General features: G+C 56.1%; 14 protein-coding genes and 1 other annotated feature. Of the genes, 5 read left to right on the top strand and 9 right to left on the bottom strand.

Annotated features, from left to right (window positions below; all coding sequences use genetic code 11):
• Nucleotides 1–3 precede the first annotated feature (3 nt).
• The 8 genes from pheT to K7H94_RS10530 form a co-directional block, all read right to left on the bottom strand.
• Nucleotides 4–2,391, bottom strand: coding sequence for a phenylalanine--tRNA ligase subunit beta (gene pheT / locus K7H94_RS10495; RefSeq protein ID WP_222951011.1), 2,388 nt, complete (start codon nt 2,389–2,391; stop codon nt 4–6).
• A 14-nt stretch (nt 2,392–2,405) separates the two neighbouring features.
• Nucleotides 2,406–3,389, bottom strand: coding sequence for a phenylalanine--tRNA ligase subunit alpha (pheS, locus tag K7H94_RS10500; RefSeq protein ID WP_021506248.1), 984 nt, complete (start codon nt 3,387–3,389; stop codon nt 2,406–2,408).
• Between the two features lie 71 nt (nt 3,390–3,460).
• Nucleotides 3,461–3,586, bottom strand: a sequence feature (Phe leader region).
• Nucleotides 3,537–3,581 (bottom strand): pheST operon leader peptide PheM, encoded by a 45-nt coding sequence (gene pheM, locus K7H94_RS10505; RefSeq protein ID WP_121626058.1) that lies wholly within the window; start codon nt 3,579–3,581, stop codon nt 3,537–3,539. It overlaps the preceding feature by 45 nt.
• A gap of 115 nt (nt 3,587–3,701) precedes the next feature.
• Nucleotides 3,702–4,058, bottom strand: coding sequence for a 50S ribosomal protein L20 (rplT, locus tag K7H94_RS10510; protein ID WP_010616241.1), 357 nt, complete (start codon nt 4,056–4,058; stop codon nt 3,702–3,704).
• Nucleotides 4,059–4,226: 168 nt separating this feature from the next.
• A complete protein-coding gene (gene rpmI / locus K7H94_RS10515) occupies nt 4,227–4,424 on the bottom strand; it encodes a 50S ribosomal protein L35 (RefSeq protein ID WP_006118955.1) in 198 nt (65 codons plus the stop codon).
• Between the two features lie 99 nt (nt 4,425–4,523).
• On the bottom strand, nt 4,524–5,066 hold the full coding sequence (gene infC / locus K7H94_RS10520) for a translation initiation factor IF-3 (protein WP_058757673.1): 543 nt from the start codon (nt 5,064–5,066) through the stop codon (nt 4,524–4,526).
• 4 nt (nt 5,067–5,070) lie between these two features.
• Nucleotides 5,071–6,999 (bottom strand): threonine--tRNA ligase, encoded by a 1,929-nt coding sequence (gene thrS / locus K7H94_RS10525; RefSeq protein WP_021506250.1) that lies wholly within the window; start codon nt 6,997–6,999, stop codon nt 5,071–5,073.
• 246 nt (nt 7,000–7,245) lie between these two features.
• A complete protein-coding gene (locus K7H94_RS10530) occupies nt 7,246–8,007 on the bottom strand; it encodes a DUF481 domain-containing protein (protein WP_031279185.1) in 762 nt (253 codons plus the stop codon).
• Between the two features lie 332 nt (nt 8,008–8,339).
• Between K7H94_RS10530 and ghoS the strand changes: the two genes are divergently transcribed.
• Together ghoS and K7H94_RS10540 are read left to right on the top strand one after the other, a co-directional pair.
• Complete coding sequence (ghoS, locus tag K7H94_RS10535) at nt 8,340–8,630, top strand: type V toxin-antitoxin system endoribonuclease antitoxin GhoS (RefSeq protein WP_058757672.1); 291 nt, start codon at nt 8,340–8,342, stop codon at nt 8,628–8,630.
• A 90-nt stretch (nt 8,631–8,720) separates the two neighbouring features.
• Nucleotides 8,721–9,614 carry a fructosamine kinase family protein gene (locus K7H94_RS10540; RefSeq protein WP_058769688.1) on the top strand — a complete coding sequence of 298 codons (894 nt, stop codon included), beginning with the start codon at nt 8,721–8,723 and terminating at the stop codon, nt 9,612–9,614.
• Between the two features lie 4 nt (nt 9,615–9,618).
• Here the strand turns inward: K7H94_RS10540 and K7H94_RS10545 are convergent, their stop codons facing one another.
• Nucleotides 9,619–10,155 (bottom strand): YniB family protein, encoded by a 537-nt coding sequence (locus K7H94_RS10545; RefSeq protein WP_021506254.1) that lies wholly within the window; start codon nt 10,153–10,155, stop codon nt 9,619–9,621.
• A 144-nt stretch (nt 10,156–10,299) separates the two neighbouring features.
• Here K7H94_RS10545 and hxpB point away from each other — a divergent pair, with 144 nt between their 5' ends.
• The 3 genes from hxpB (at nt 10,300) to K7H94_RS10560 (ending at nt 13,334) form a co-directional block, all read left to right on the top strand.
• A complete protein-coding gene (gene hxpB / locus K7H94_RS10550) occupies nt 10,300–10,968 on the top strand; it encodes a hexitol phosphatase HxpB (RefSeq protein ID WP_127833963.1) in 669 nt (222 codons plus the stop codon).
• 200 nt (nt 10,969–11,168) lie between these two features.
• Entirely contained in the window at nt 11,169–11,756 is a 588-nt protein-coding gene (locus K7H94_RS10555; RefSeq protein WP_021506256.1) for a metal-dependent hydrolase, read from the top strand.
• Between the two features lie 186 nt (nt 11,757–11,942).
• A complete protein-coding gene (locus tag K7H94_RS10560) occupies nt 11,943–13,334 on the top strand; it encodes an L-cystine transporter (protein ID WP_021506257.1) in 1,392 nt (463 codons plus the stop codon).
• The last annotated feature ends 113 nt before the right edge of the window (nt 13,335–13,447 follow it).

Here is a 13,447-nt window from a genome sequence, read left to right on the forward strand (position 1 = left end):
GGTTCAATCCCTCAAGGTTGCCTGGAATCGCTCTTTTAATGCTGCAACGCATTTGGCAACGGTCGCAGCAATCTCCTCTTCTTCGAGTGTCCGGCTGGTATCCTGCAAAATCAGGCTAATCGCGAGGCTCTTTTCACCCTCGTTTACGCCCTTACCACGGTACACGTCAAACAAGTTTACGCCAACTACCTGATTTACGCCAACTTTCTTACACTCCGCGATGATATCTGCTGCGGGCACATTTTCAGCCACTACCACAGCGATGTCACGGCGGTTTGCCGGGAAGCGTGAGATCTCGCGCGCGTCAGGCAGGACGCGGTCTGCGACCTTATTCCAAAGCAGTTCAAACACTAAGGTGCGGCTGTTAAGATCCAGCTTACGTTCCAGCTCCGGATGAACCACCCCGATAAATCCGATTCGTTCGCCGGCTAAATAAATGCCTGCACTCTGTCCCGGATGCAGCGCCGGATTGGCTTCTGCACGGAACGAAATCGCGTCGAGTTTACCGGTCAAATCCAGCAGCGACTCTAAATCGCCTTTCAAATCATAGAAGTCAACCGTCTGGCGCGCCAGATCCCAGTGCTCTTCGTAGCGGTTACCGCTCAGCACGCCCGCCAGCATAAGATCCTGACGGATGCCGAGATCGGCCTGCGTATCAGGCACAAAGCGTAAACCGCTCTCAAACAGGCGCACGCGGCTCTGCTGACGGTTCTGGTTATACACCACGGCGCCGAGCAGACCGGTCCACAGCGACAGGCGCATCGCCGACATATCGCTGGAAATCGGGCTGGGCAGAATCAGCGCTTCTTCGCCCGGATGCAGCAGCTGCTGCACTTTCGGATCGACAAAGCTGTAGGTAATCGCTTCCTGATAGCCTTTATCCACCAGCAGGTTTTTGGCACGCTTCAGCGACAGATCGGCTTCACGGTGCTGGGTCATCAGCAGGCTGGCTTTCACCGGCACATCCGGAATGTTGTTGTAGCCGTAAACGCGCGCCACTTCTTCGACCAGGTCTTCTTCGATGGCCATATCGAAGCGCCAGCTCGGGGCGACGGCCTGCCATTCGCCGTTGCCGACGGTGACGTCACAGCCGAGACGGGTCAGGATATCGGTCACCTGCTCATCCGCAATGACGTGGCCAATCAGGCGGTCCAGCTTCTCACGGCGCAGCGTAATGGTGGCGCGCGCCGGCAGTTTGCTGGCATCGGTCTGATCGATAACCGGGCCGGCTTCGCCGCCGCAAATCGCCAGCAGCAGCTGAGTGGCGCGCTCCAGCGCCTTATGCTGCAGCGCCGGATCGACACCGCGCTCGTAGCGGTGGGAAGCATCGGTATGCAGACCATGACGACGCGCACGACCGGTGATCGCCAGCGGATCGAAGAACGCGCACTCAAACAGTACGTTCTGCGTCGCTTCGTTGACGCCGGAGTGCTCACCGCCGAAGATGCCACCCATCGCCAGCGCTTTGTGGTGATCAGCAATCACCAGCGTATCGCTGTGGAGGGTCGCTTCGCTGCCGTCGAGCAGCGTCAGGGTTTCCCCCTCTTTCGCCATGCGCACCACGATACCGCCGTCAATGCGGTCGAGATCAAAGGCGTGCATCGGCTGGCCGAGCTCCAGCAGCACGTAGTTAGTGATATCCACCACCGGATCGATCGAGCGAATACCGCAGCGGCGCAGTTTTTCGCGCATCCACAGCGGCGTTTCAGCTTTCACGTTTACGCCTTTTACCACGCGGCCCAGGTAGCGCGGACAGGCATCGGTGGCGTCAACGCGAATCGGGAAGGTGTCGCTAATGGTGGCTTTAACCGGCTCGATGACCGGCGCCTGCAGCGGCAGGCCATTGATCACCGCCACGTCACGCGCGATACCGATGATGCCCAGACAGTCGGCACGGTTTGGCGTCACGCTGATTTCGATGGTGTTGTCATCCAGCTGCAGGTACTGGCGAATATCGGTGCCCACCGGCGCATCGGCTGGCAGCTCGATAATACCGTTGTGATCGTCAGAAATCCCCAGCTCGGAGAACGAGCACAGCATACCTTCTGACGGCTCACCGCGCAGTTTTGCCGCTTTGATTTTGAAATCGCCTGGCAGCACGGCACCAACAGTCGCCACCGCCACTTTCAGGCCCTGACGGCAGTTTGGCGCGCCGCAGACGATATCCAGCAGGCGATCGCCACCGACGTTGATTTTGGTGACGCGCAGTTTGTCGGCGTTCGGGTGCTGGCCGCACTCCACCACTTCACCCACCACAACGCCATGAAACGCGCCTGCCACCGGGTCGACGCCGTCGACTTCCAGACCGGCCATGGTGATTTGCTCAGACAGCGCGGCGCTGTCCAGGGCTGGATTTACCCATTCGCGTAACCAGAGTTCACTGAATTTCATTGGATAACCTGCCCTTATTTAAATTGTTTGAGGAAACGTAAATCGTTTTCGAAGAAGGCGCGCAGATCGGTCACACCATAGCGCAGCATGGTCAGACGCTCCATGCCCATCCCGAAGGCGAAGCCGGAGTAGATTTCCGGATCGATGCCCACGTTGCGCAGTACGTTTGGATGCACCATGCCGCAGCCCAGCACTTCCAGCCATTTGCCGTTTTTACCCATCACGTCCACTTCCGCTGACGGTTCGGTGAACGGGAAATAGGACGGACGGAAGCGAATCTGCAGGTTCTCTTCGAAGAAGTTGTTCAGGAAGTCATGCAGCGTGCCTTTCAGATTGGTGAAGCTGATGTCTTTATCGACAATCAGACCTTCCATCTGATGGAACATCGGGGTGTGCGTCTGATCGTAATCGTTACGGTAAACGCGGCCCGGCGCGATGATACGAATCGGCGGCTGCTGATTTTTCATGGTGCGGATCTGCACGCCGGAGGTCTGGGTGCGCAGCAGGCGCGTGGCATCGAACCAGAAGGTGTCGTGATCGGCACGCGCCGGGTGATGGCCCGGAATATTCAGCGCATCAAAGTTGTGATAATCGTCTTCAATTTCCGGACCGGTCGCCACCGCGAAACCCAACTCGCCGAAAAAGGTTTCGATACGATCGATGGTGCGGGTCACCGGATGCAGACCGCCGTTCTCGATACGGCGTCCCGGCAGCGACACGTCGATAGTCTCTGCCGCCAGGCGGGCATTCAGCGCCGCGCTTTCCAGCGTATCTTTACGCGCGTTGAGACGGTCCTGTACCTGCTGTTTGGCGTCGTTGATGACCGCACCGGCCGCCGGGCGCTCTTCCGCCGGCAGTTCACGCAGGGTGGTCATTTGCAGCGTCAGGTGCCCTTTTTTACCCAGAAATTCGACGCGCACGGCGTCCAGGGCGGCGATATCCGACGCCTCGTCGATGGCGGCCGTGGCACGGGCCACCAGGTCTGCGAGTTGGGACATGATTTCCTCTTCTTCCAGCCGGGCTGGTCAGTTCTCGTTGGGATCGTGCGATCCGATTAAGTGTCGCCGGAAACAAAAAAGCCTCCACGAGGGAGGCTTTCAGCGCGATTTTTCGTTTCTTTTCTTATGCGCAAAAGCCCCTGACGATCAGGCGCTAAAGTAAAAAAAGAAACGGAAAATAGCAGCGTGCATGCTTGCGTTACCTTGTCTTGATAGAAACCGCACTATTGAAATGCCCTGCGGCTAAAATGTCAATCATTTGCGTGGGTTGCAGGCAATAAAAAAGGGAGCAAGCTCCCTTTTTTACCTGACTTACGCCAGAGCTGATTTTGCTTTTTCAACCAGTGCAGTGAATGCCACTTTGTCGAATACAGCGATGTCAGCGAGGATTTTACGGTCGATTTCAATGGACGCTTTTTTCAGGCCATTGATGAAACGGCTGTAAGAGATACCGTTCTGACGCGCCGCAGCGTTGATACGTGCGATCCACAGCTGACGGAACTGACGCTTACGCTGACGACGGTCGCGGTAAGCATACTGACCAGCTTTGATAACAGCCTGGAAGGCAACGCGGTAAACACGTGAACGTGCACCATAGTAGCCTTTAGCTTGTTTTAAGATTTTCTTGTGACGTGCGCGAGCAATTACACCACGTTTTACGCGAGCCATGTGAGCTCTCCTATATCATATTCTGTGATTTCCCCATCATCTCTCGTGCCGCAGTGGCGTTGGCTGCCTTCATTCATCCCAGTCACTTACTGATGTAAGCTCCAGGATTCATTCCGTTGCCGCCTGACTGCAACCCGAAATCTATCGGGGAATTAAAAAAGGGTTAACTTATGCGTACGGCAGGCAGGCAACAACCAGACCCAGATCGCCTTTAGACACCATGCCTTTTGGACGCAGGTGACGTTTACGCTTAGTAGACTTTTTAGTCAGAATATGACGCAGGTTTGCGTGCTTACGCTTGAAGCCGCCAGAAGCGGTCTTCTTGAAGCGCTTTGCGGCGCCACGTACAGTTTTAATCTTTGGCATTTTTACAAATATCCACTTCGCATTGTTAATAAAATGAACCAGACAGGCGAATAAAAATCCGCGCAGCGCGAACGCTACGCGGCATTATTACTTGAAAGCCTACTGTTTCTTCTTAGGTGCGAGCACCATAATCATCTGGCGGCCTTCGATCTTCGTCGGGAAGGATTCGACCACTGCCAGTTCATTCAGATCTTCTTTCACGCGGTTAAGCACTTCCATACCGATCTGTTGGTGCGCCATCTCACGACCACGGAAACGCAGCGTGATTTTGGCTTTATCGCCCTCTTCCAGAAAACGAATCAGGCTGCGGAGTTTTACCTGATAGTCGCCTTCATCGGTACCAGGACGGAATTTGATTTCCTTAACCTGGATAACTTTTTGCTTCTTCTTCTGTTCCTTAGAAGATTTGCTCTTTTCATAAAGGAACTTGCCGTAATCCATAATGCGGCAAACCGGCGGTTCGGCGTTCGGGCTAATTTCAACTAAATCTACGCCAGCTTCTTCTGCTTTCTCAATCGCTTCGCGCAGTGAGACAATGCCAAGTTGCTCGCCGTCTACGCCAGTTAAGCGCACTTCGGTGGCACGGATTTCGCCGTTGATACGGTTCGGACGCGTCGGTTGTACTCGTTTTCCGCCTTTAATAACCTTATTCCTCTAATTGGTGAAGATGTCGGCTGCGAATCTCTTGTTGCAGCTTCTCAACAAACACATCTACGTCCATGCTCCCGAGGTCTTTACCACGGCGGGTGCGCACGGCAACTTTGCCTGCTTCCACCTCTTTCTCACCGCAGACCAGCATGTAAGGGACGCGACGTAATGTGTGCTCGCGGATTTTAAAGCCTATCTTCTCGTTTCTCAAGTCTGCTTTGACACGAATGCCAGCATTCTGCAATTTCTTCGTCAATTCACTGACATATTCTGCCTGGCCGTCGGTGATATTCATCACCACTGCCTGTACCGGCGCCAGCCAGCTCGGGAAGAAACCGGCGAACTCTTCGGTCAGAATCCCGATGAAGCGCTCCATCGAACCCAGAATCGCACGGTGAATCATCACTGGCGTCTGACGATCGTTGGTTTCGCCCACGTAGGTGGCGTCCAGACGTTTCGGCAGGGAGAAGTCTAGCTGAACGGTGCCGCACTGCCAGGCGCGGTCGAGACAATCGTGCAGCGTAAACTCAATTTTCGGGCCGTAGAAGGCGCCTTCACCCGGCTGATATTCGAACGGAATGTTGTTCTCTTTCAGCGCTTCGGCGAGGTCCACTTCGGCACGATCCCACATCTCATCGCTGCCAATGCGCTTCTCAGGGCGCGTCGACAGTTTCACCACGATTTTTTCAAAACCGAAGGTGCTGTACATGTCATAGACCATGCGGATGCAGCTGTTCACTTCATCACGCACCTGATCTTCAGTACAGAAGATGTGGGCGTCATCCTGGGTAAAGCCGCGCACGCGCATCAGACCGTGCAGCGCACCTGACGGTTCGTTACGGTGACAGCTACCGAACTCCGCCATACGCAGCGGCAGGTCGCGGTACGATTTCAGACCCTGGTTAAAGATCTGCACGTGACCCGGACAGTTCATCGGTTTGATGCAGTACTCACGGTTCTCGGAAGAGGTGGTGAACATCGCTTCTTTGTAGTTGTCCCAGTGCCCGGTTTTTTCCCACAGCACGCGGTCCATCATGAACGGACCTTTCACTTCCTGGTAGTCGTACTCTTTCAGCTTGGTGCGCACAAACACTTCCAGCTCGCGGAAGATAGTCCAGCCGTCATTGTGCCAGAATACCATACCCGGTGCTTCTTCCTGCATATGGTAGAGATCGAGCTGCTTACCGATTTTACGGTGATCGCGCTTCGCGGCCTCTTCCAGGCGCTGCAGATACGCCGCCAGCTGTTTCTTGTCTGCCCAGGCCGTACCGTAAATACGCTGCAGCATTTTGTTGTCGCTGTTGCCGCGCCAGTAGGCTCCGGAGATTTTCTGCAGTTTAAAATGATGGCAGAAACGCATATTCGGCACGTGCGGACCGCGGCACATGTCGATGTATTCTTCATGGTGATACAGGCCAGGACGATCGTCATGGCTGATGTTTTCGTCGAGAATAGTGGTTTTGTAGCTTTCGCCCCGCGCGGCAAACACGTCACGCGCTTCCTGCCAGCTCACCTTCTTCTTCACGACGTCGTAATTGGTCTCAGCCAGCTGGTGCATGCGCTTTTCCAGCAGCTCAAGATCTTCCTGGGTCAGCGTATGGTCGAGATCGACATCATAATAGAAGCCGTTATCGATAACCGGACCGATGGCCATTTTGGTATTCGGCCACAGCTGTTTGATCGCATGCCCTAACAGGTGCGCACAGGAGTGACGAATAATTTCCAGACCGGCTTCATCTTTCGCGGTGATGATGGCGACCTGCGCATCGCTGGTGATCGGATCAACCGCATCCACCAGTTCGCCATTGACGCGACCGGCAATGCAGGCTTTCGCCAGACCCGGACCGATATCCAGCGCAATGTCCATCACGCTGACCGGACGGTCAAATACGCGCTGGCTGCCATCAGGAAGAGTAATTACTGGCATTTCATATCCTTAATTGCAGTGGTAAGCCACACGAAAGCCTACATGCAACACTGAGTTTTGTTTGGTTAACCTGGCGCGATGTCAGACCCACACTGTCGGAATGACGCCAGGCGCGTAAAGCGGCAACGATGATAACAGCTTTCCGCAGTGAGCAAAACCCGCGAAGAAATGCGCTAAGCCAAAGAGAGATCAAAAAAAACCGCCGCGCGGCACAGGCCGGGCGACGGTGTAACAATGCGCTCTGGTTTACATCGCGTAAGAGAGCTGGACCGTGGTTTTGGTGTCGGTACGGTCTGGCGCAGATTCTGGTGGATTGTTATTCCAGGTGACGTTGTAGCCCAGTTTCAGCGCGAAGTGGTCGTTGATCGCCACCTGCAGTGCGGTTTCGGAGTTCAGCGTGGTGTCTTCACCAAAGCTGCTCAGCACCGACACACCCTGGATGAATTTGGTGGTGTCAGTCAGCTGCCACTGATAGCTCAGCGCGCCGTAGCCCAGTGCTTTGGTTTCGTGGCCGCCATCGTGGAAGTCATCGTAACGTACACCCGGACCGAATTCAGCACGCAGCGAGTGCACCGGACCGTTGAGGATCTGACGACCGTAACCGGCGGTCAGGACATCGCGTGAATCATAACCGTTCAGGCGGTCGCTCAGCCAGCTCGCCTGACCGAACAGGTAGTCAGCGCTGTTGAGGTTGTAACGGCTACGGCCACCGATGTTATAGGTTTCCGACGAGCGCTCATCGTTGGATGAGGTATTCGCGGCGTTACCCCACAGGCTGTACGCCGTTGAGGTCTGATACCAGGTCATGCTGGTTGACGCGGTCAGCGATGAGCTGGTGGTGTTACCGGTCTGTGCCAGGTAACCGGCTGACGCGGTGCCTTCAAACGGTTTTTTTGCCGTAGAAGGGTCATCCATTGAGGTGAAGACAGCGTTATCTGCAAAGGCCTGGTGACAAAATGCTCCGGCGGAGAGCAACAAAACAGCGGACAGCTTATTGAAGGCTTTCATTAAAAGGTAACCCGTACGACAGTTGAAAAAGAGATGAGTCTGGAGAATTTTCCCGGGCAATCAATGCAATTTACGGTAAGTTTTGTAAAAAAGTATGAAAGCACCAGAATCGCCAGGTTTTGCGCTGGCACCGCGTGTGGATTGGGAATCTTCCCATTTCCGGCGCGCATTATAGGCGGCAAATAACCAAATAACAGCTTAAATGCTACAAGAATTTTCTGCCGACCCTGACAGGACTTTACGCTGTGCGCCGCCGGGAGATTGTGCAGAATTCGCTCTATCGCAGGCGCTGGTCTACGCTGAAATCTGTTCGATAACAATGAGGTGAAAAGATGAGCGATCATGATCTCAAGCGTTACGTTGTCACCTTCCGTTATCAGGAAAGGGGTCTTGGCGATCTGCAGGCGCTGAATAGCGCGATGGTTAACGGTGGTTACAGCACCACGTTACACGATGCGGACGGCCATCCGCACGAGCTGGGCACCAACAGCTTTGGCATTGTCAGTGCGCTGGAGGAGCAGGCGCTGGCGGAACACGCCGCCGGGCTGGCGGCAGTGGCGCTTGATCAGCAGCCGGACGCTGACGTCACCACGCTGGAGGCGTTTCTCAAAGCGCAAGCCTGACGCAATCCGCAAATTGCGCATTGCCGCTGGAGTTGTGCAAGTTTTGCGCGTTACAATCGACCTTACGCAGCGAATAAAGAGGATTACCCGATGTGGTCAGCCATTAGTCGTCTGTTAAGCGAGTACGCCGGCGATGCCGAAATCACCGAACGTCATGAGTTGCCCGGTGGCGATATTCATCCGGCGTGGCGCCTGCGCTACGGTGAGCTGGAGGTGTTCGTCAAATGCAACACGCGCGACATGCTGACGCTGTTCAGCTGGGAAGCCGACCAGCTTGATCTGCTGGCGCGTACCCACACGGTGCGCGTGCCGAAGGTCTACGGCGTCGGTAACGATCGTGACACCAGCTTCCTGCTACTGGAATACATTCCCCCGCAGCCACTCAACGCCCAAAGCGCATTCCAGCTCGGCCAGCAGCTGGCCCATCTGCACCAGTGGAGCGAGCAACCGCAGTTTGGTCTCGACTTCGACAACAACATTACCACCACGCCGCAACCCAACAGTTGGTTACGCAAATGGTCGGTGTTTTTCGCCGAACAGCGCATTGGCTGGCAGCTGCAGCTGGCGGCGGAGAAAGGCGTGCACTACGGTGACATGGAGTTGATCGTGGATTGCGTGCAGCGCAGCCTCGCTAATCACCATCCGCAACCGTCGTTACTGCATGGTGATTTGTGGCCGGCCAACTGCGCCGGCAGCGCCAGTGGCCCGTGGCTGTTCGATCCCGCCTGCTACTGGGGCGATCGCGAATGCGACCTGGCGATGCTCAGCTATTACGCCGATCTGCCGCGCCAGATTTATGAAGGGTATCATGCGGTGTGGCCGCTGCCGGAAGGCTTCTCGCAGCGTCAGCCGGTATATCAACTCTACTATCTGCTCAACCGCGCCAACGTCTTTGGCGGCAACTGGGCCGGCGAAGCGCAGTTCGCTATCGGCCAGTTGCTGGAGGAGGATGCGCTGGGCCAGCGCCAGGTCAGACCGGCCTGACGCTTTACAGCATACCGAGCAGTTTCAACACGAAGTAACCGGCCACGGCGATGATCACCGGCAGAATATACAGCGGAAAAATCTGCAGCAAAATGGTGTGGCGCGGCACATGGATTTTCTCTTCCAGCTGCGCCCGCGTGCGCCCTTCGCTGCCCTTTGCCTGTTCCAGAATCATCTGGTCTTCAATGCCTTCTTTAATATGGCGCGCCTGACGCCACATGCGTGCGCCCGAGGCCTGCAAAGCGATGCCCACGAATATCAGGATATAGATCAGCCAGAAGCCAATATTGGCCCCGCCGTTGAATTCCGGCACCGGCGAATTGTTCCAGAACACATTGAGAAACGGCGTGTTGAACTTAATCATATCCACCATCACATGCACGAAGTCAAGCATCACGGCGTCAATGCCGGGCTGCTTTTCGCTGTGTTTAAACATGAAGCCTAAGATGGAGATAAGGGTGGATAACAGCGCCGGAATAAAAATCACCCAGCCAGCCACTCGCTTGAGGATGGCGATGCGGCCAGCCTGTTGATACGTCATGGTGTCTTCCCTTCACAAACAGTAGTTTTGCCCTAAGTCTACCTGCACTACAGCAAATTTTCCTGAAAAATGCGTAACCTGCCGTAAGTCGGTTTTCGTCGCCGCCCATGTTAAGGTAGGGCAAACTGTCAATGGAGCTGTTGTATGACCTATCGTCGCCCTGTGCTGGCCGCTATTTTTGATATGGATGGCTTACTGATTGATTCTGAACCGCTATGGGATCGCGCCGAGCTGGAGGTGTTTGCCAGCCTGAATGTGGATATTAGCCGCCGCCACGAGCTGCCGGATACACTCGGCCTGCGCATCGATCAAACCGTACGCATGTGGTACGAGGCGCTGCCGTGGAACGGACCGGATCAGGCCGAAGTCACTCAGCGTATTATTGCCCGTGCGCTGGCGCTGGTCGAAGAGACCCGGCCGCTGTTGCCCGGCGTAGAGCAGGCGCTGCAGCTGTGTCAGCAACAGGGCCTGGGGATTGCGCTGGCCTCGGCGTCCCCGCTGGCGATGCTGGAACGCGTGCTGGAGATGTTCAACCTGCGTCACTACTTTAGCGCCCTCGCCTCGGCTGAAGCGCTGCCTTATAGCAAACCGCATCCGCAGGTGTATCTGGATGCTGCGGCAAAGCTGGGGGTTGATCCGCTCAACTGCGTGGCGCTGGAAGACTCGTTCAACGGCATGATCGCCAGCAAAGCCGCGCGTATGCGGTCCATCGTGGTGCCTGCCGCCGAACATCGCCACGATGCGCGCTGGGCACTGGCCAATGTGCAACTGGAAAACCTGACGCAGCTGCAGGCGGAACATCTGTTTAACTGATCGGTGTGCATCGCGCGTTACGCCTGGCGGATGTTTCGCCCGGTTGCAGGTGCAAAAGTAAGCCAGACCGTTAATTTCCCGCGCTTTTTTCAGGCGCGGGTCAGCAAAAAATTCACTCTTCGTTACAGCGTCACCGTTCTCATTTACTGGATAAATCCCTATACTGGATGCATCGACAGTTTTTGCAGCCAGGTTCCATCATGACGGCCGAAGGCCATATCATTTTTGCCATCGCCAGTGCGATATTTGCCAAACGCGCCGAACTGACGCCGGTGATGGCCAGTGCCGACTGGTGGCATCTGGTGCCGGCTGCGCTGCTGACTTGCCTGCTGCCGGATATCGATCACCCTAAATCGGTGCTGGGCCAGCGGCTAAAATGGCTGTCGCAGCCGATAGCCCGCGCTTTTGGCCATCGCGGCTTTACCCATAGCCTGCTGGCGGTGGCGGTCAGCCTGTGGCTGTTTCAGATTAACGTGCCGGCTGACTGGTTCCTGCCAGCGGATGTCCTGCAGGGCATGACGCTCGGCTATCTGAGCCACATTGTCGCCGATATGCTGACGCCCGCCGGCGTGCCGCTGCTGTGGCCGTGCCGCTGGCGCTTTCGCCTGCCTATCCTCAACAGCCAGCAAGGCAACCAGCTGGAGCGCGCGCTGTGCCTCGCCCTGGTGGGGTATGCGCTGTGGTTTCCGCCCGGTATGCCGTCGTTTGGCGCTAACGGCTGGCCGGAGCAGCTGTTCAACAACCTGCAGAACGGCATTGGCCGGCTGGTGAACGGCAGTACGCGCTGAAGTGTTTTTCCTTCTGCCAGCGATTGCTGAAATAATCGCCTTAAATTCCATTTAGTTATAACCCAGACGATTTAGATATATTGTTCCCGCAGAGCCAACTGGTACCATGCCGCGACAGTTACAGAGGATCCCTCTGCTATTTACGGTTACGCGGCGCGATCGCGTGGCGACCTTCAGGAGTTAACAATGAATATTCCTCTGATCATCAATATCGTGGCATTTGTCGCGCTGCTGATTGCGTTAAACCGCGTCGGCAACCAGAGCTGGAGCCTGTCGAAGCGTGTGCTGACCGGCCTGGTGCTGGGGGTGATCTTTGGCCTGGCACTGCAGGCCATTTATGGCGAAAACAGCCCGGTGGTGAAAGAGTCGATTGGCTGGTTTAACATCGTCGGCAACGGTTATGTTCAGCTGCTGCAGATGATTGTCATGCCACTGGTGTTTGCCTCAATCCTCAGTGCGGTGGCGCGGCTGCATAACGCCTCGTCGCTGGGCAAAATCAGCGTGCTGACCATCGGCGTGCTGCTGTTTACCACCGCCATTTCCGCGCTGGTGGGCGTGCTGGTGACCGGCCTGTTCCACCTCAGCGCCGAGGGACTGGTACAGGGCGCGCAGGAAACCGCGCGTCTGAGCGCCATTCAGAGCAACTACGTTGGTAAAGTCGCGGATCTCAGTACGCCGCAGCTGCTGCTCTCCTTTATCCCGAAAAACCCGTTTGCCGATCTGGCCGGTGCCAATCCAACGTCGATCATCAGCGTAGTGATTTTCGCCGCGTTCCTCGGCGTGGCGGCGCTGCAGCTGCTGAAAGATGACAAAGCCAAAGGCGAGCGCGTGCTGGTAGCGATTGACACCCTGCAATCCTGGGTGATGAAGCTGGTCCGTCTGATCATGAAGCTGACGCCGTACGGCGTGCTGGCGCTGATGACCAAAGTGGTTGCCGGTTCCAACCTGCAGGACATCATCAAGCTGGGCGGCTTTGTGGTGGCCTCGTATCTCGGCCTTGCAATCATGTTTGGCGTTCACGCGCTGCTGCTGTCAATCAACGGTATCAACCCGCTGCGCTTCTTCCGTAAAGTCTGGCCGGTGATTACCTTTGCCTTCACCAGCCGTTCCAGTGCCGCCAGTATTCCGCTGAACGTGGAGACACAGACGCGTCGTCTGGGCGTACCGGAATCCATCGCCAGCTTCTCGGCCTCATTTGGCGCGACCATCGGCCAGAACGGCTGTGCCGGCCTCTATCCCACCATGCTGGCGGTGATGGTAGCGCCGACCGTGGGTATCAACCCGTTTGACCCGGTATGGATCGCCACGCTGGTCGGTATTGTCACGCTGAGCTCAGCCGGTGTGGCGGGCGTCGGTGGCGGCGCGACCTTTGCCGCGCTGATCGTCCTGCCGGCGATGGGACTGCCGGTCACGCTGGTGGCATTGCTGATCTCCATCGAACCGCTGATTGATATGGGCCGTACCGCGCTCAACGTTAACGGCTCGATGACCGCCGGTTCACTGACCAGCCGCTGGCTGGGTATGACCGACAAAAAAGTGCTGGAGAGCGACGAACACGCGGAACTGGCGCACCGCTAATTAACCCGTTTTCCCGTAACGGCAGGCCGCAAAGCCTGCCGTTTTTTTTGCCGTTTTCTGCACTTTTTTCCGCAATCATGGCGCTAACGTCAGGAAAACGTTAAGCATGGTAA

Origin of the sequence: Pantoea dispersa (assembly GCF_019890955.1) — a bacterium.
Lineage (GTDB): Bacteria > Pseudomonadota > Gammaproteobacteria > Enterobacterales > Enterobacteriaceae > Pantoea > Pantoea dispersa.